Here is a 19,453-nt window from a genome sequence, read left to right as displayed (position 1 = left end):
GCTGCTAATACACAAGTACAAAAAACCCAGCTCATAGGCTGGGTTTTCTTTTATCTAAAGATTGTTTCAAGTATCTCTACGATTCACTTTGCTCTTCGATATCGATGCGAGTCACTCGCTGTAGTCCTCTAGGCAGTAGACCACCACGACGACCACGTTCACCACGGAAGTTTTCAAGATCCGCAGGTTTCAAACCAAGCTTACGTTTACCGGCGTAGATAGTCAGCGTCGCATTCTCTGGGATAGCCATAAGATGTGAGACAAACTCTTCACGCTCTTTTGCTTTCGCAGAAGGGATGTTGATGATCTTGTTGCCTTTACCTTTGCTCAGCTGAGGGAGATCTTTAATCGGGAACAACAACATACGACCTTGGTTAGTAATCGCCAGAATCTGATTACTGTCCAAGTCAGCAATAGGGCTTGGCATCATCACTTCAGAAGCTTGTGGCAAGTTAACCAAGGCTTTACCGCTCTTGTTCTTGGACAGCAGATCGCTACCCTTACAAACAAAACCATAACCTGCATCAGAACCGACTAACCATAATTGTTCATTCTCTCCCATCACCACTTGGCGAATAGAAGTACCTGGGCTGACGTTCAAGCGGCCTGTAATTGGCTCACCTTGGCTTCGCGCCGACGGTAATGAATGTGACTCAAGGGAGTAGCTTCGACCATCACTGCCGAGGAACACCGCTTGTTGGTTACTCTTACCCTTAGCACTCGCTAAGAATTTATCACCCGATTTGTAGTTCAAACCTTCAGCGTCAACTTCATGCCCCTTGGCATGACGAATCCAACCTTTCTCAGACAACACAACCGTGATTGGTTCGCTTGGTACTAAGTCGCGCTCTGTTAGCGCTTTCGCTTCAGCGCGCTCAATCAGAGGTGAACGACGATCATCGCCGTATTTATCCGCATCTGCTTGGATTTCTTTCTTGATCAGCGTATTCAAGCGACGCTCTGAACCGAGTAGCTTTTCAAGCTTCTCACGTTCAGCTTCAAGCTCTTCTTGTTCCGCTCGGATTTTAAACTCTTCTAACTTAGCTAAGTTACGAAGTTTAATATCAAGAATCGCATTGGCTTGAATTTCAGAAATGTTGAAACGGCTCATTAGGACAGGACATGGTTCGTCTTCTGTACGAATGATCTCAATCACTTCATCGATATTAAGATAAGCAGCAAGCAAACCTTCTAAGATGTGCAAGCGTGCCAGTACTTTATCTAAACGGTACTGCAAACGACGGCGAACCGTTGTGCGACGGAACTCGATCCACTCTTTCAGGATTTGAACTAAGCCTTTAACTTGAGGACGATTATCTAAACCAATCATGTTCAAGTTAACGCGGAAGTTTTTCTCTAGATCCGTCGACGCGAACAGGTGACTCATCAATTGGTCACAGTCGATACGATTCGAACGAGGAACGACAACGATACGCGTTGGGTTCTCGTGATCCGATTCATCTCGCAAGTCGTCAACCATTGGCAGCTTCTTAGCGCGCATCTGGTTAGCGATTTGCTCAAGTAACTTCGCACCTGACACTTGATGAGGTAAAGCCGTGATAACAATATCAGAGCCTTCCTTGTGCCAAACCGCGCGCATCTTGATGCTGCCACGTCCAGTACGGTAGATCTTTTCGATGTCCGATTTCGGGGAGATAATCTCAGCTTCAGTCGGGTAATCTGGACCTTGAATGAAACCCATCACGTCTGAAAGCTCAGACTTAGGCGTATCAATTAGGTGAATGGCTGCATTAGCGACTTCACGCACGTTGTGTGGTGGAATATCGGTCGCCATACCTACCGCGATACCTGTAATACCGTTAAGTAGGATGTGAGGTAGGCGAGCAGGCAACATTTGAGGCTCTTTCATGGTGCCATCAAAGTTTGGTTGCCAGTCAACAGTGCCTTGACCTAGTTCACCTAGAAGAACCTCAGCAAACTTAGATAATTTGGCTTCGGTATAACGCATCGCAGCGAACGATTTCGGATCATCAGGAGCACCCCAGTTACCTTGACCATCTACCAATGGGTAGCGGTAAGAGAAAGGCTGCGCCATCAATACCATCGCTTCGTAACAAGCAGAGTCACCATGTGGGTGATACTTACCTAATACGTCACCAACGGTACGTGCTGATTTTTTGTATTTCGATGCAGCCGATAAGCCTAGCTCAGACATCGCGTAGATAATACGACGCTGTACTGGCTTCAAGCCATCACCGATATACGGCAATGCACGATCCATGATCACGTACATTGAGTAATTTAAGTAGGCATCTTCGGTGAACTTGCGCATTGGCAGCTGTTCAACGCCATCATATGTAATTTCGTTAGACATCCATTATACCTCGGCCATATCACCGTTAGTCTGTAGCCATGTACGGCGATCATCTGCACGTTTCTTACCAAGCAGCATGTCCATCATCTCGTTGGTTGCTTCGCTGTCATCAATCGTTAACTGCACAAGGCGACGAGTGTTTGGATCCATGGTGGTTTCACGCAACTGAAGTGGGTTCATTTCACCCAGACCTTTGAATCGTTGCACGTTGATCTTGGCTTTCTTCTGCGATAGTCGCTCAAGCACACCGTCTTTCTCTGCGTCATCGAGTGCGTAGAACACTTCTTTACCGCAATCGATACGATACAGAGGAGGCATTGCCACATAGATATGACCCGCTTCAACCAATGCATGGAAGTGGCGAGTAAATAGTGCACATAACAGTGTCGCGATATGAAGACCATCCGAGTCCGCATCGGCAAGGATACAGATCTTACCGTAACGTAAACCTGATAAATCATCGTTGTCAGGGTCAATACCCAGAGCCACCGAGATGTCGTGCACTTCTTGCGAAGCCAATACTTGGTCTGCTGACACTTCCCATGTATTTAGGATCTTACCGCGAAGTGGCATAACTGCTTGGAACTCACGATCACGTGCTTGTTTAGCAGAACCACCCGCCGAGTCCCCTTCCACGAAGAAGATTTCGGTACGGCTTAAGTCTTGAACTGAACAGTCAGTTAGCTTACCCGGCAGTGCTGGGCCTGAAGCGATTTTCTTACGCACAACCTTTTTGCTTGCGCGCATACGGCGGTGGGCATTCGCAATACAAGCTTCTGCTAGCTGTTCTGCCAGTTGTGGCTTTTCGTTCAACCACAGGCTAAACGCATCTTTTACCACACCAGACACAAACGCAGCAGTTTGACGTGAAGACAAGCGCTCTTTTGTTTGACCAGCAAACTGCGGATCTTGCATCTTCACCGACAGTACGTACGAACAGCGATCGAAGATATCGTCGCCCGTTAGCTTAACGCCACGCGGCAGCAAATTACGGAATTCACAGAACTCACGCATTGCATCAAGAAGACCTTGGCGAAGACCGTTTACGTGTGTACCACCTTGTTTAGTCGGTACTAAGTTCACGTAACTTTCGGTGATCATGTCGCCGCCTTCTGGCTGCCAGATGATCGCCCAGTTTGCCATTTCTGTTTCAGCAACGAATTCGCCAACATACGGTTCTTCAGGCAGCAAGGTGTAACCTTTCACGCCTTCGGCAAGGTAGTCTTTTAGACCATCTTCATAGAACCATTTATGCTCTTCACCACCGACTTTGTCGATAAAGGTAATTTCTAAACCTGGGCAAAGCACTGCTTTTGCACGTAGGTTGTTAATCAGACGAAGTGTCGAGAATTTAGGGCTATCGAAGTACTTAGGATCAGGCCAGAAATGTACTGATGTACCACTGTTACGATGACCACAAGTGCCCGTCACAGTAAGCTCTGTTACTGCATGACCGCCTTCAAGTGCGATCTCGTGAACCTGACCTTCTCGGCGTACGGTCACTTCAACACGTTTTGACAGCGCGTTTACAACCGAGATACCTACACCGTGCAGACCACCAGAGAACTTATAGTTGTTATTCGAGAATTTACCGCCAGAGTGGAGCTTAGTTAAAATCAGCTCAACACCTGAGATCCCTTTTTCAGGGTGGATATCGACAGGCATACCACGGCCGTCATCGGTAACTTCTAACGATTGGTCTGCATGAAGTACCACTTTGATCTTCTTAGCGTGTCCCGCTAGTGCTTCATCGACCGAGTTATCAATGACTTCTTGGGCAAGGTGGTTAGGTCTTTCTGTCTCGGTATACATTCCCGGGCGGTGTCGCACAGGGTCGAGACCTTCAAGTACCTCGAGGTCTTTTGCATTATATTGTTCAGTCATAATACGGAGTTTACTCAAAAAGTTTGCGTCAGTTCGCTGGCTCCAGTTTCACTAAAGCAGAATCATTACTATGAACCGTCATAGTAGAGCGAACGAGCGAAGTATTGGGGAATATAGTCTGGAAGCTGAGTAATGATGTCAAGCTAGTTCAAAAACTAAGACATCAAACTATGATATTTCACCATTGATAGATGAAATAACAGGCAAACAAGAGAAAATCACTTGGTTGGTGGAACAGATTAAAGATTTAGAAAGGTGATGATTTGTTGTGGGTAGCGTTCAAAATCAACAAAGCTATGATCCCCGCCCTCTTCTACTGTCTGTGTTGCACCTTGGTACTTCTCTACCGCTTGTCGGTAATCCAGAACTTCGTCTTCCGTTTGCTGAAGTAACCAGAAGTCGCTCGGCTTAGCGATAGCCGAAACCTCTAACGCCTTCAGTTCATCAATATGTTTTGTTTCCAGTACATATCGTTCATCTGTGTATGGGTTTACTTGTTCACCTAAATAGTCAGCAAGAAGCTCATACGGCTTCACTGCTGGGTTTACAACCACCGCTTTAAAACCATAGTGGCTATTCAGCCATGTTGAAAGATAGCCACCCAGCGAGCTACCGACCAACGCTATTTGATATTGCTCTTTGTATTGCTCCACCAGCTGCTGTAAATGAAGTGCCGCTTGTTGAGGGAAACTCGGCAGTTGAGGGGTTACGACTTTAATATCAGCGCGATGCTCCGCACAGTAATCTGCCATCACATTCGCTTTATGAGAACGTGATGAGCTGTTAAATCCGTGAATATAGAGAAGCAGCGATGGCTTATTAGCTTGTTGATTAGAGCCTGGCATCAATAACCGCCTTCATTAGTAACCAGCAGCCTTAAAATCAGGCAAGAACTGCCCATGAGGCAGACGACGAACTTGCGTGCTAACGGTACCGTCTTGATGTAATTCAATCTCTCTCCAGCCCGGAGACAAAGTATCAACCGCGAAGTCATCTGAGTTAGGTTTGAATTGCACACAAGTCGACGGTGTTGCCATGACTTGTACACCATGATGATCTCGGTTCATGTCTTGATGAACGTGACCACACAGTACGGCTTTAACATTGGTGTGCTGTTGAACCACATCCCAAAATTGATCGGCGTCTTTTAGGTTATGTTGATCTAACCATGCGCTGCCAACCAACAATGGATGGTGGTGCAATAGAACCAAGGTATTACGTTCAGGGAACTCCGTCAGCTTCTGTTCTAATAGGTCAAGCTGTTGATCGCTGAGGCGACCATGAGGCACACCAACCACCTGCGAGTCTAGCATCACCATCTGCCAGTTATCGCCTAGCAAGACATGCTCAACACACTGTATTTGTGGTGATGGTAAAACACTGCCCATATTAGGCTTAAAGTCATGGTTCCCTGGCAGCCAATAGCATGGCTTTTCCAAAGGCTGAATCCCTGACTCAAATTTCTGGTACGACTCAGCACTGTGATCTTGAGATATATCACCGGTTGCTAAAATCGCTTGATAGTCAAAGCCCTGACTAACAATGCCATCGACTACAGCACGAAAGCTATCTTGAGTGTTGATGCTTAATAAGCTGCCATTGCTCGGCGCAAATAAATGCGTGTCCGTTAGCTGCACAAGCTTAATAGTGCTCTCATCAAATTTTGAAGTGTGTGATAATTCCAAAATAACAAATCCAGATACGTTACTGTTTAGACTTTAAAAGTGTTGATAAATAGGCTCAATTAAAAGGCAATTGGGGTTCGGCTGATACCCGTTTTTAAACAAAACGTTAACCATTCCCCAAGAAATTTATTCAATTGAAATTTCTCGTCCTTTTGCAGAAGCTTAGTGTTGGGGTAGTCATATTTCGCTTTGACTCGCGAAAAATCCCCGCTAGCGCACACTTCTGCAACTCGAGCGTCGTGATATAGCCTGACAGACATTTTTGGCAAAGGAAACACTGGCATCGCATCACTCTGACATATATCTATTAATGTGGTGTATTTTGTGACCTCATTCACTGTCAATTGATACACCATATTAACGGCTTGGTAACAGCGAACGTCACCAACCTCATGCCCAACCGGTAACAAAGCGTTCAGTTTGGCATAGTTAGTCTCGTAAACTCGCATCAATTCAGCAAGATCAACATGATACGGTTTTTTGACCGCGATATTTGGCATGACGTTAATCTATCCACTCTGACTGTAATTCTTGGTAGTTCAATTGTAGCCACTGTAGCGCAATGATCGTGGCTCCATTTTCAAATACACCATCTTTTACCAACTGATAAGCAGCTTCGCGACTCATCACTTGTACACGAATGTCTTCACCTTCGTAGTCCAATCCGTGTACCCCTTTGGCTGTCGTTGCATCAACACAGCCAACAAAGACGTCGAGCTTTTCAGAGCAACCACCAGATGAAGGATAATACGAAGTAATAGGCAATACAGATCCGACTTCGACTCCGGCTTCTTCCATTGCTTCACGACGAGCGACGTCTTGTGGCGATTCGTCCGTATCAATGATCCCAGCAACAATTTCGTATTGCCATGGGTTCTCATGCTCTAGGGCTCCGACACGGATCTGTTCGACGATCACCACTTCATCACGCACAGGATCATAAGGTAGCAAAGCGGCAGCATGTCCACGCTCAAACATCTCACGCTCTATTGGTTGGCTCCAGCCTCCCTCAAATAGTCTATGTTTAAATGTGTACTTGACCATTTTGAAAAAACCACGAAACAGCGTCTCTTTTGAGACTATTTCCACATCTTGCGGAGTAAACTCATGTCGTTGATTGTCATACTGTTGCATTTGGTACCTCACTAAGTGATCTTTATAGTTTACTCATTGTCCGAGTTAACTACCAAGGATAAGGTTCAACTTTTTATATAAAATTTATAATTAAAGTTAAGCTTTAAAAAATAAATATTGCACAAGTGGACAGTTAACTGTAAAAAAGTGCAAAGTTTCGAGTAAATTACCACCAAACTGGGTTAAACTCTTCTAAAGAAAATTCCATAAAAGGCAGGAATAGGAAAATGAAAAAACTGCTTCCACTATTTATCAGTGCAGCAATTGGCAGCCTGAGTTCGTCAGCTTTTGCTGATACGCTAGCTGAAGTTTACGACCAAGCAAAACAGAACGATCCACAACTTCTTCGTTCAGCAGCGCAGCGCGATGCCGCTTTTGAAGCAGTAACGTCAAGTCGTAGCTCTTTGTTACCGCAAATCAACCTAACAGCAAACTACGACATTAATCGTGGTGATCGAGATACATCAGGTGTTGGTAATTCAAGCATTGATAACAACACTTGGGGAGCTGCTATCGGCTTCAGCCAAGAGCTTTACCAGCGTTCTTCATGGATCACACTAGATACGGCAGAGAAAACCGCTCGTCAATCTGATTCAGCTTACGCGGCAGAACAACAAGCCTTGATCCTTCGTGTTGCGACAGCATACTTCGAAGTGCTTCGCGCTCAAGATAACCTAGAATTTGTTCGTGCAGAGAAAGCAGCGGTTGCTCGTCAACTAGAACAAACTAAGCAACGTTTTGAAGTAGGTCTTTCAGCAATCACCGATGTACATGATGCGCAAGCTCAGTACGATGGTGTTTTGGCTGATGAAGTTCTTGCAGAGAACGACCTAACGAATAGCTACGAAGGTCTTCGTGAGATTACAGGTCAGGAACACTCTAACCTAAGCATCCTAGATACTGATCGTTTCTCAGCAAGCAAATCTTCTGAGTCTGCAGTTGCACTTGTTGAACAAGCAGAACAAAAGAACCTTAGCTTATTGGCTGCACGTATCTCTCAAGACGTAGCAAAAGACAACATCTCTCTAGCAAGCTCTGGTCACCTACCAAGCTTAACCCTAGATGGTAGCTACGCTGTTTCAGATCAATCAAACAGCACCCAAGATTACGACCAAGACAACCTAAACATTGGTTTGAACTTAGTTGTACCTCTATACACGGGTGGTAACACAACTTCATTGACTAAACAGGCTGAATACAACTACGTTGCAGCAAGTGAAGATCTAGAAGCAACTTACCGTAGCGTTGTAAAAGACGTACGTGCATTCAACAACAACATCAGCGCTTCGATCGGTGCTCTACGCGCTTACGAACAGTCTGTAGTTTCTGCTCAGTCTGCTCTAGAAGCAACAGAAGCTGGTTTTGATGTAGGTACTCGTACTATCGTTGACGTACTAGATTCGACTCGTCGTCTATATGATGCGAACAAAAACCTTTCAGATGCTCGTTACAACTACATCCTAAGTGTACTTCAGCTTCGTCAAGCAGTTGGTACGCTAAGCGAACAAGACATTGTTGATGTAAACGCAGGTCTAAAAGTAGCAAGTAAGTAACTCTTAATTACTCAAGTTACCGTTACAAAAATGCCGCTCATTGAGCGGCATTTTTATTATCGATTAAAGCGAGATTTACTGCCTAACTAAAAGCTTAACGCCAAAAACTAAAAACTAAAAACTAGCCTCGACCACCTTTAATCGCTTTAATGATTTCAGTGGTAGAGCAACCATCTTCAAAGTTAAGTACTTTCACTTCACCACCAGCAGCAATCACTTCCGCACCACCAGCAATCTCTTCAGGCTTGTAATCACCACCTTTCACAAGAATGCTTGGCAGTACCTCAGAGATTAAACGTTGAGGGGTATCTTCAGAGAATGGCACAACCCAATCAACTGCACCTAAGCCAGCCAATACCGCCATACGACGATCAGTTGGGTTCACAGGGCGACCAGGGCCTTTCAAGCGTTTCACTGATTCATCGGTATTTACCGCAACGATCAAACGATCGCCCAGCTCAGCCGCGTGATTCATGTAAGAAACATGACCAGCATGTAGAATATCAAAGCAGCCATTGGTCATAACTACCTTCTCGCCTTTCGCACGAGCACGCTTCACCGCTTCAACCAGTGCCGCTTCTGAGATCACACCGTAGTCTGTGTCTTGACTGCCGTGAATCGCTTCAGCTAGCTCTATCGTGGATAACGTTGACGTACCTAGCTTACCAACAACGACACCAGCTGCAGCGTTCGCTAATGCACACGCCTCATCCAATGGCTTACCAGCTGCAACAGACGCAGCCAGTACTGAGATAACCGTATCACCAGCACCAGTTACGTCGTACACTTCTTTCGCTTGGGTTGGCAAGTGGAATGGTGCCTGACCTTTACGTAATAAAGTCATACCATTTTCACTGCGAGTCACCAATAGAGCTTCAAAGTCATACTTCTCGATCAAGGCAATACCCTTCTCGATAAGATCTTCTTCTGATTTCACTTTACCTGCAACCAGCTCAAACTCTGCCATGTTTGGTGTAAGTAATGTCGCACCACGGTAGCGCTCTAAATCCGCGCCTTTGGGATCGATGAATACAGGAACATTGGCTGCGCGTGCTTTTTGAATGAAGCTCTGTACATGCTCTAATGCACCTTTCGCGTAATCTGACAAGATAACCGAACGTACATTTGGTAGGGCTTGCTCCATGCGAGACAGCATAAGCTCTGGGTTGGTGTTTTCGAATTTGTCTTCAAAATCCAAGCGAATCAACTGCTGACCACGGCTCATCACTCGTAGTTTGGTGATGGTTGGATAGTCTTCTAACTCAACGAAATCACACTTAACCTTCAGAGCACCTAAAGTGCTTTTCAACACCTCAGCAGGCTCATCTTTACCAGTCAAACCAACAACATGAGCATGCCCACCAAGAGAGGCAATGTTCATTGCTACGTTGGCAGCACCACCAGGACGCTCTTCGTTATTTTCTACTTTCACAACGGGGACTGGTGCTTCTGGTGAAATACGGCCAGTTGGGCCATACCAGTAACGGTCAAGCATTACGTCACCGACAATAAGAACACCTGATTGGCTGTAGTCAGGTAGAATTGGTTTCATTGTTGAGCTCCAAAAATCGAATCTGGCTAGAGTCTAGCACACTGATTACAGTGGCTAAACTACAGATAAATGAGTAAAAGCCTATCAAGATAAACATAGCACTCGCTACGCTATGACTGAATTATGCTTCCATCCACTGCTTCCATGCCTGAACAACATGTTCTCTTTCCATTTCGAACTTTTCAATCGCCACATCCGCATCAAGGTTAAGTAGATTACGGTGGTGGATTTCATCCCTTAATGTGGTGTACGCATTGGTCAATGCCATACCTTGTTGCTCGTCCATTATCCCTTGCGACAACAAGCTTTCAAAGATTCTCACATTGTCACACCAACGAGTAAGCTTAGGTTTCTCGTTGCTGTATCTCAGCACTAAGTATTGCGCCAAGAACTCAATATCAGTAATACCGCCCGCATCTTGTTTAAGCATGAATCGATCGGCTTTTTTACCGCCTAAATGGCCACGCATTTTTTCACGCATATCCACAACTGACTTTTTGAGTGTTGCCTCATCTCGTGGCAAGCACAAAACCTCATGCCTAGTTTTGTTAAACGCAGATACCAATAAGTCATCACCGTAAATCATACGAGCACGAGTGAGGGCCTGGTGCTCCCATGTCCACGCGTCATTGTGCTGATACTCGTCAAAGGCATCGGTTGGACTCACCAATAGACCAGATGCACCAGAAGGGCGTAGGCGAGTATCGACTTCGTACAAAATACCAGAAGCAGTTCTGGTCGAGAAAATATGAATAATACGCTGCGCTAATCTTAAGTAGAATTGGCGTCCATCGATCTCTTTCTTTCCATCAGTATAGATGTGTACCGGGCAGTCGTGCATGAACACGATATCAAGATCGGAGTTATAACCAAGCTCCCAACCACCGACTTTGCCATAACCAACGACAGCAAAACCGCGACCTTCGCGATCTTTAACATGGGTCGGTTCACCAAACTTGGCGGATACTTGTAACCAAGCTTGATTGACCCCCGCCTCCACAATGGCTTCTGCTAAGTAGGTCAGGTGATCACTGACCTTCATGACAGGTAGAGCACCCGCAATATCCGCGGCTGCAATTCTCAATATACAGGTCTGCTTAAACTGACGCAGACCTTCCATCTGTTGCTCCATATCATCTTCAGGGATACGGGCTAGATAATCACGCAACTCGGTCTTGTAAGACTCTAAAGGCACGGGATTGTAGAGTTGCTGAGGGTCGATAAGTTCATCTAACAGAATTGGATAACGACCCAACTGCTCCGAAATCATCGGGCTTGCCGTACACAGGCGAACTAGCTGAGTCAACGCGGCAGGGTGTTCATCTAGTAGTTCAAGGTAAGTGGTACGCGTAACGATTTTATGCAGCAGATGCAGTACTCGCGACAAACCAAACTCGGCATCCTTAGCGGTGTACAGCGCTTGAAACACTTTCGGCATCAGTCGATTGAGGACTTCCCGCCCACGAGGGCCAAGAGTCTTTTTAGCCAAATCGGCTTTAAACTGAATGATCGTTTTCGCCGCATCAGGCGGGCTCGCGACCGCAATGTCGTGTTCCAACACGTGCTCAATTACATCGGGTTTATGGGCCATATCCCACAACTCGCTAAAGTGGCTCGCGATCGGATTAGCGTCATCTTCATCAACGCCAATTAGGTCTTCGAACACGGTATGTACATTCGCCATATGGGCGCGAGTTGCCACAATCAAGCTATCCCAATCGGAAAATTGCATGGCAACCGCAAGCTGCAGTTGTTCGAATTCACCGTCAGGTAAGGTTTGAGTTTGCTTATCAGCCATGGCTTGTAACAGGTTCTCAAGGCGACGCAAAAACAGATAAGCTTCACGTAGGTGCCCCACCTCTTCAGACTCTAGCAGATGAAGGGATTCAATCGCACTTAAGGTTTCGAGTAACCCTCGACCGCGTAAGCTAGGCTCGCGTCCACCACGAATCAATTGGAAGACTTGTGCGATAAACTCAACTTCACGAATACCACCAGAGCCAAGCTTGATGTTGTTCGAGAGACCACGACGACGCACTTCGCTGCTGATCATAGACTTCATTCGGCGCAGAGATTGAATCGCACTAAAATCAATATAACGGCGGAACACAAACGGGCGTAGCATTTGGCGAAGCTCTTGATACTCAGGGTACATCTCACTGCCCATCACACGCGCTTTGACCATAGCGTAGCGTTCCCAATCGCGACCTTGTTCTTGATAGTAATCTTCTAGCGCAGCGTAACTCATGACCAGTGGACCACTCTCACCGAATGGACGCAGGCGCATGTCTACTCGATAACAGAATCCATCGAAGGTTTGCTGATCAAGCGCCTTAATAATACGTTGCCCGAGACGTGTAAAGAACTGCGCATTGGCAATGCTGCGTCTTGCACCTTGGGTTTCACCATTCTCTGGGTAGGTGAAGATCAGATCGATATCGGAAGAGAAGTTAAGCTCACCGCCCCCTAGCTTGCCCATACCAATGATCAACATCGGCTGTGCTTCGCCTTGTTCATTACAAGGTGTGCCCCACTCTTTACAACAAATATCGTACTGCCATTGGTAGGTTTCGAAGATCATCGCCTCAGCCAACATCGATAGATGATTTAGGCTCTGCTCTAGCTCCCACGAACCCATAAAATCACGCCAAGCAATGTAGGTCATTTCTCGATTTCGGAATTGACGCAGCACGCGCTGACCGCTCATTTCATCGGTGCAACTAGAAAGTAATTCAGCCAAGCGTTCTCGGTATCCTTCAGCGCGTTCTTCGCATGCCAACATATTAGGTAAGTCACCACATAAAACCGTATCACGCTGCAGGCAATCACCAATAAAACAGCTTAAACCGAGTACACGTTTAAGATCTTCAGTCAGTGGCTCAGACCAAGTATTGATGGCTTCACTTTGATGCTCTAATAATTGCTCAAAAGCAGGCTGGGAGTGAGTGATGAGTTGAGAAGGCAATGGCATGTTTCTTCCTTGTATAAGCTGCGCGCCGAACAATCGGTTTATCGATTCAGTTCTTCAATAACGAGTTTTCATAACTAAAGATAAGTTATACCAAAGTTACGCCAATAAAAAACGCCCACATTAGCAATGTGGCCGTTTTATCGATTAACTTATCTGGTTGAGCTTACAACCGAGAAACAGTCTCTGGGAATTAGCCTTTGACGGATGAAGATTGGGTGCTGAGGACTAAACCTTAAATTGCTTAATCTTACCGTCGAGTTCTTGCGCGTTACTTTCCATAAGCTGAGAGGTCTCGAGCAGTTCACCAACCACCACAACTGAAGCTTCAACAAGCTCGCGTACATTGGTCAGGTTGACGCTCATCTCTTCAGCAACACTGCTCTGTTGGCCTGCAGCGGTCGCGATCTGGAAGTTCATATCATTGATTTGATTGACTTGGCTTACAATGCCGTCAAGCTCACTTCCCGCGTTAGTCACCAGATCAACACCTTCAGCCGCTTCAACAACACTCTTCTCCATCAGTTCTACCGCAGAGTTAGCGCTGCTTTGTAGATGACTGATCATGTCTTGAATCTCTACCGTCGCTTGCTGAGTGCGCTGTGCAAGGTTACGAACCTCATCAGCAACAACCGCAAAACCACGACCCGCTTCACCGGCACGTGCCGCTTCAATTGCAGCGTTCAATGCTAGTAGGTTTGTCTGTTCTGAAATGCCTTGGATAGTACCAACCACACTGCCAATTGAGTCAACGCGTTCTTCTACTTGGTTTACCGCTGCTGCAGATGCTGCGATATCTGAAGATAGCTCACTCATCTTAGACACTGATCCTTGAACGAACTTCTGACCAGTAAGAGCTTGGCCTGATGCCTGTTCAGTCAATGACGAAGCGCTTTGTGCATGCTCAGCGACAGTTTGCACCGTCGACGTCATCTCACTCATTGCTGTTGCCAGTTGATCGATCTCGTTGAACTCTTCTTGAGCTGACTCTTTGGTTTCAGACATGCTGATGGTCATCACTTCCGTCAGAGCAAACAGCTCATCAGAAGAGGCCACCTGAGTTTTGATCATGTCGTTCAGTTGGACGCGAGTTTTTTCAAGTTCGCGTGCCACATCGCCGTATTCATCTTTACAGTCCATTTGAATCGGCACTGATAAGTTCTTATCTGCCATGGTTTTAATGGCGTCATTAAGGTATTGAGTCTGGCGCAGCATAACGCGCGCCGCTGCTAACAGAAGAACCACAAACACAATGATCATCAAGGCTGTTTGCCAAGCCACTTGAACTAGGTAAGTCTCGTAATGCTGTTGTGCGACTTGCGCATTGTTCGTTACAGCAAGCAATGAATCGTAAAACGTACTTGCGTCCCATAGCTGCTTCGAAATGATCAAGATAGTGCTGAATATCATCAACATGACCATTTTTGGAACGAGACGAACGTCAGAGATTACCCTTTCCCACGGCTTGAATGACAGTTTAGTCATTGTCAGTTCTCCATTAATTCTTATATATTGATGGCTTCTATATCCGCGAGGTGGCTATGTCAGTCAAAGTTCGCGATTTATTTTGAGCCTCGTATGAATGTTGAATAATACCAAAGACGCCACCAAGCCGATGAGCTTATTGTCACTGATTCTCTCTTTCTTAGCGTTATTTGTGATCTCAGGCTTATTGTTCGTACCGATCGATAAAGAATCGAAACAAGTCCTTATCGGCCTCGATTTTATAATCTGTAGTGTTTTTCTTTTTCAGCTCACAATTGATCTATTTAGATCACAAAACAAAAAAGAATTTCTAAAAGTACACTGGATCGATTTCTTAGCAAGTATCCCAATGATCGAGCCTCTTCGTTTCGCCCGTATTTTTCAAATTCTGCGAGTCATCTTAGTTCTGCGTTCAAGTAAACGTATTTTCAGAGAGTTATTTCGTAATAGGAAAGAGACCACTTTCGCTTCCATCATTCTGCTTTTGGTGATCTTACTGACTATCGGTGCTGGCACGATCCTGCTATTGGAACACAAAGATCCGAACGCCAACATCACTACAGGTCATGATGCTTTATGGTGGGCGTTTGTGACCATCAGTACTGTGGGTTATGGCGACCATTACCCAGTGACAACTTCCGGTCAGTTAGTGGCTTCAATGGTGATCATCTGTGGTGTCGGTGTGTTTGGTATGATTTCAGGCTTGATTACTTCTTTGATCACCTCCCCAACTCATCATGAGAATCAACGAGCGGAAAACAAAGAGAAACACCTTGAGAAGATCATCGAGCAGCAACAGAAAATCTTAGAGCGACTCGAAAAACTTGAGCAACAAACAAAAAAATAGGGCCGGAGCCCTATTTTCAAATTCATACTTCTATTGATACAGGTATCGAGTTTAGTCTTGCCAGTATGGCTCAACCTCAACACTGATTTGGCGTGTCTGTTCCATCGCATGCAGAATGGACACTTCTTGACGAGCTAACCAACGCTCTAGCTGAAGCTTCTCATCGCCTTCCAGCTTCTCAGTCAAAGGCTCTAATGTTTTAAGTGCCAGCAAGTCATCAATGCCTTGCACCATATCGGCCCAAGGTAAACGGAAACTGTTTCGCTCAGCGTCATCATACAAACTCGCGAAACCAACACCAGAATATAGGTTTCGCATCAAACGGTATTGCTGCTCAATATACGCTTGGCTGGTCATCACTCGCTCTGGCGGGAAAGCTTCCATCAAATCGACCCATGTGCGATCGAGTTGCTGCACGGAAAACCATTCGATACCACGACCCATTTGCTCACGCGCTTTCTCATCTAAGAAAGGCTGCCAGCCACGAGACAAGATCCAACGGCTCAAATCTAACAATAAACCGGTGTAACGAGCAGAGCTCAGCAAGGTAAGCAGATCTTCACGATCTGGCAGTTGCTCTTGCATCTCTTTAAGCTCAGCGACTAAGAACTTACGCGCATCGAGTTTACGTAGTACATGGCCTTTATCTTCCAGCAAGTCTTCGAAGTGATCATAGCTTTTCAGCCAGTCGAGCTCTTGCTCAAGCCACTTCAACTCTTGACGTAAAATAGCACTTGCTCGTCTAGGGACAATGCCACCATAAATGGTGAAAGTCTGGCGGATAAAGCTCAGTGAATGACTGATCTCATGTAGCGCTTCAATCGATTGACGCTCAGTGAAAATCTGCTCGTGATAGTGCCAATGAGCGAGAGCATGCTCTAAAGATTGAATGAAACACGATTCAACGGTATCACTTTTGTCAGTATCAACTAAGGTCAAAGGAGTGACTTCATCTCCTTGATAACCTTGAGCAAGGCGGTAACCCTTAGCTGCTTTACTTAGGTTACCCAAGCGCATGCCACCTTGTTCGCAGAATTGGCGAGACAATGTAAATAGCGCATCCGTTTGACCGGATTTAAGTTCCAATTCGACTTCGCAAATCGGTTCTTGCAGGTCGCCTGATTCAACAAAGCCTTGATCGAATGCGACCTCGACTTGGCTACCATCAGGCATACCAATCAACCACTGCTCACGCGTGAAGTTGGTAGAGAACAGAGGAGTCAGCTCAGCTTGCAACGTTTCGATGTCTTTACCTGTTGGCCAGATATCCTCTGGGTGCAGGGCTAGCTTAGGTTCGTTGCTGTCGTGTTCTGCATTGTATTCAGGCCTTTGATGCAGGCCAGCAACCACACGACCAGCAGTCTTTACGGTTTGTACAAATACGTCATCAAAGCGTCGAATGCGTAAGCCTGTATCGTGCTTACGTAGCCAGTTGTCAGCGGTGTCAAAGTAGATGTTACCTAGCTCACGACAACTGTGCTGAAGTACTTTAGTTTCAGCAATTTTATTGCGTAAAGTCTCTGAAAATTCAGGAGAAACAAAAAACTTCAGTTCTATCTCGGTTTCCATAGTTATACCTTTCTGTGAAGATAGGGACAGGATATTGCCAATTTGAAAAGTCGGCAAGTCAGAAATATCGCCCTTATGATGATCTAAAACAGTTTTAATGAGAGATTGATTAGGTTAACATGCGCGACTTTGTAGCCATCGCTTAACATTTCACCATGAATATGGTGTATGTTGTTTTAAGGTTATTATTTATTAGGTTGGATGACCATGCCAGTAAATACAATTATGGGGTTATTTGCAAAGTCCCCAATTAAACCTTTGCAGCGTCACGTAGTATGCGTGAACGAATGTTGTTCTCACCTAGTTAATTTCTTTGAAGTTTCTTCAAAAGGTGACTGGGAAAAAGCATCAGAAATTCGAGCTCAAATTTCTCACCTTGAGAAAGAAGCTGACGTACTAAAACGTGAAATTCGCCTTAAACTTCCTCGTGGTTTGTTTATGCCAGTTGATCGCACCGATATGTTGGAGCTATTAACTCAACAAGACAAACTCGCAAACCTAGCGAAAGACATTGCTGGCCGTGTATATGGTCGTCAACTTGTCATTCCTGCTCCTATGCAAGAAAACTTCATCGCTTACGTTAAACGTTGTCTAGATGCAGCGAACCAAGCACAAAACGTAATCAATGAATTAGACGAATTACTTGAGACTGGCTTTAAAGGCCGTGAAGTAACACTCGTTGCCGAAATGATTCATCAATTAGATGTAATTGAAGATGACACGGATGCGATGCAGATCGAACTACGCCAACAACTAATGGCAATTGAAGGCGATCTGAATCCAGTTGATATCATGTTCTTATACAAAATTCTTGAATGGGTTGGTGGTATTGCAGATCAAGCACAGCGTGTAGGCGCTCGTCTTGAAGTAATGCTTTCTCGATCTTAAATCATACGTTAACCATATAACGAAGAGCATTTTTTGAACAAACCACTTATGCGCTGAGTATTCCTCTCGCTGAGCGGTTTTTTGCGTCTAAATTTGTTCCGCTTGTTATCAAACAACTAGGTATTACGATGGATATCCTTGCTAACTACGGCACTGTCCTGATTATTGTTGCAGCAGCTTTCGGTTTCTTGATGGCTATTGGTATTGGTGCAAATGACGTTGCGAACGCAATGGGCACCTCAGTAGGCTCTAAAGCTTTAACCGTTAAACAAGCGATCATTATCGCAATGATCTTTGAATTCGCAGGTGCTTACCTTGCGGGCGGCGAAGTAACAGACACGATTCGTAAAGGTGTTATCGAAACGTCTCTATTCGCTCATCAACCAGATGTACTTGTGTACGGCATGATGTCAGCACTTCTTGCTGCTGGTACATGGCTACTTCTCGCTTCTTACATGGGCTGGCCGGTTTCTACGACTCACTCAATCATCGGTGCAATCATCGGTTTTGCGTGTATTTCTGTAGGTACTGAAGCTGTAGACTGGAACAGTGTTCAAGGTATTGTGGGTAGTTGGATTATCACACCCGTTATTTCCGGCTTCTTCGCTTACGTCATATTTGTAAGTGCTCAACGACTGATTTTTGATACAGAGAACCCGCTATTTAACGCGAAACGCTTTGTACCGGTATACATGTTCATTACAACAATGGTAATTGCACTTGTAACCATCAAAAAAGGCCTTAAGCACGTTGGTCTTCACCTAAGCAACACTGAAGCATGGGTTTGGGCTGCTGGCGTTTCTGCGCTTGTAATGATCGGCGGTTACCTATACATCCAGAAGAAATTCGCTAACCGCGAAGAAGACCACGGCTTTGCAGGTGTTGAAGGCATCTTCTCTGTACTCATGGTTATCACAGCTTGTGCGATGGCATTTGCACACGGTTCAAACGACGTTGCGAACGCGATTGGTCCACTGTCTGCTGTTGTATCAACCGTTGAGCACATGGGTGAAATCACAGGTAAGAGTACTATCGCATGGTGGATTCTTCCTCTAGGTGGATTCGGTATCGTTGTTGGTCTTGCAACAATGGGTCATAAAGTAATGGCAACCGTTGGTACTGGTATTACAGAGCTAACACCAAGCCGTGGCTTTGCTGCACAACTTGCAACTGCATGTACGGTTGTACTAGCTTCAGGTACTGGCCTTCCAATCTCTACTACACAAACACTCGTTGGTGCTGTTTTAGGTGTTGGTTTTGCTCGTGGTATCGCAGCACTAAACTTAGGCGTTGTACGTAATATCGTGGCTTCTTGGATTGTGACACTACCTGCAGGTGCTCTACTTGCTGTTGTGTTCTTCTACGCAATTCAAGCTGCGTTTACTATGTAATCGCGACTGCGTTAGTGAATACTAGCGTCAGAACAGTGTGAGCTTCAGTAACGATATGTAAATGCCATGTCATTATTGACTCAAACGCACAGAAAGGGAGGCTTTGCCTCCCTTCTTTGTTGCACCGCATAAAGAAACTAAATATTATTTGCTGATTGAGGC

The 19,453-nt window shown here is 45.5% G+C and carries 14 protein-coding genes; 4 read left to right on the top strand and 10 right to left on the bottom strand.

Annotation, left to right across the window (positions count from 1 at the left end; genetic code table 11):
- Positions 1–76 precede the first annotated feature (76 nt).
- From parC to nudF, 6 genes are all read right to left on the bottom strand, one after another.
- Positions 77–2,335, bottom strand: a complete 2,259-nt coding sequence (gene parC, locus AB4133_RS20320) for a DNA topoisomerase IV subunit A (protein ID WP_017067236.1) — start codon at positions 2,333–2,335, stop codon at positions 77–79.
- A gap of 3 nt (positions 2,336–2,338) precedes the next feature.
- Positions 2,339–4,219: a DNA topoisomerase IV subunit B gene (gene parE, locus AB4133_RS20315; RefSeq protein WP_017061428.1), complete on the bottom strand. Its 1,881-nt coding sequence runs from the start codon at positions 4,217–4,219 to the stop codon at positions 2,339–2,341.
- 239 nt (positions 4,220–4,458) lie between these two features.
- Positions 4,459–5,064, bottom strand: coding sequence for an esterase YqiA (yqiA, locus tag AB4133_RS20310; protein WP_017061427.1), 606 nt, complete (start codon positions 5,062–5,064; stop codon positions 4,459–4,461).
- A 15-nt stretch (positions 5,065–5,079) separates the two neighbouring features.
- Positions 5,080–5,904 (bottom strand): 3',5'-cyclic-AMP phosphodiesterase, encoded by an 825-nt coding sequence (gene cpdA / locus AB4133_RS20305; RefSeq protein WP_017061426.1) that lies wholly within the window; start codon positions 5,902–5,904, stop codon positions 5,080–5,082.
- 59 nt (positions 5,905–5,963) lie between these two features.
- Complete coding sequence (locus AB4133_RS20300; RefSeq protein ID WP_008222561.1) at positions 5,964–6,404, bottom strand: DUF1249 family protein; 441 nt, start codon at positions 6,402–6,404, stop codon at positions 5,964–5,966.
- 4 nt (positions 6,405–6,408) lie between these two features.
- On the bottom strand, positions 6,409–7,038 hold the full coding sequence (nudF, locus tag AB4133_RS20295; RefSeq protein ID WP_017061425.1) for an ADP-ribose diphosphatase: 630 nt from the start codon (positions 7,036–7,038) through the stop codon (positions 6,409–6,411).
- Between the two features lie 227 nt (positions 7,039–7,265).
- Between nudF and tolC the strand changes: the two genes are divergently transcribed.
- Positions 7,266–8,591 (top strand): outer membrane channel protein TolC, encoded by a 1,326-nt coding sequence (tolC, locus tag AB4133_RS20290; protein WP_017061424.1) that lies wholly within the window; start codon positions 7,266–7,268, stop codon positions 8,589–8,591.
- Between the two features lie 121 nt (positions 8,592–8,712).
- Here tolC and hldE read toward each other — a convergent pair whose 3' ends face one another.
- From hldE to AB4133_RS20275, 3 genes are all read right to left on the bottom strand, one after another.
- On the bottom strand, positions 8,713–10,143 hold the full coding sequence (hldE, locus tag AB4133_RS20285) for a bifunctional D-glycero-beta-D-manno-heptose-7-phosphate kinase/D-glycero-beta-D-manno-heptose 1-phosphate adenylyltransferase HldE (RefSeq protein ID WP_372225561.1): 1,431 nt from the start codon (positions 10,141–10,143) through the stop codon (positions 8,713–8,715).
- A gap of 121 nt (positions 10,144–10,264) precedes the next feature.
- Positions 10,265–13,114, bottom strand: coding sequence for a bifunctional [glutamate--ammonia ligase]-adenylyl-L-tyrosine phosphorylase/[glutamate--ammonia-ligase] adenylyltransferase (gene glnE, locus AB4133_RS20280; protein WP_102428399.1), 2,850 nt, complete (start codon positions 13,112–13,114; stop codon positions 10,265–10,267).
- 225 nt (positions 13,115–13,339) lie between these two features.
- A complete protein-coding gene (locus AB4133_RS20275) occupies positions 13,340–14,596 on the bottom strand; it encodes a methyl-accepting chemotaxis protein (protein WP_017061421.1) in 1,257 nt (418 codons plus the stop codon).
- Positions 14,597–14,693: 97 nt separating this feature from the next.
- Between AB4133_RS20275 and AB4133_RS20270 the strand changes: the two genes are divergently transcribed.
- Entirely contained in the window at positions 14,694–15,443 is a 750-nt protein-coding gene (locus AB4133_RS20270) for a potassium channel family protein (RefSeq protein WP_102321461.1), read from the top strand.
- Positions 15,444–15,494: 51 nt separating this feature from the next.
- Here AB4133_RS20270 and AB4133_RS20265 read toward each other — a convergent pair whose 3' ends face one another.
- The gene (locus tag AB4133_RS20265; protein WP_372225557.1) at positions 15,495–17,012 is read right to left on the bottom strand and encodes a CYTH domain-containing protein; all 1,518 of its coding nucleotides are present in this window, start codon (positions 17,010–17,012) and stop codon (positions 15,495–15,497) included.
- A gap of 207 nt (positions 17,013–17,219) precedes the next feature.
- Between AB4133_RS20265 and AB4133_RS20260 the strand changes: the two genes are divergently transcribed.
- Together AB4133_RS20260 and AB4133_RS20255 are read left to right on the top strand one after the other, a co-directional pair.
- Positions 17,220–17,900, top strand: a complete 681-nt coding sequence (locus AB4133_RS20260) for a TIGR00153 family protein (protein WP_010434644.1) — start codon at positions 17,220–17,222, stop codon at positions 17,898–17,900.
- 128 nt (positions 17,901–18,028) lie between these two features.
- Positions 18,029–19,291: an inorganic phosphate transporter gene (locus AB4133_RS20255; protein WP_086714247.1), complete on the top strand. Its 1,263-nt coding sequence runs from the start codon at positions 18,029–18,031 to the stop codon at positions 19,289–19,291.
- Positions 19,292–19,453: the final 162 nt, after the last annotated feature.

This window comes from Vibrio sp. 10N.286.52.F8 (genome assembly GCF_041468745.1).
GTDB classification, from domain to species: Bacteria; Pseudomonadota; Gammaproteobacteria; order Enterobacterales; family Vibrionaceae; genus Vibrio; species Vibrio crassostreae_C.
This window is presented reverse-complemented; position numbering and strand designations above follow the sequence as displayed.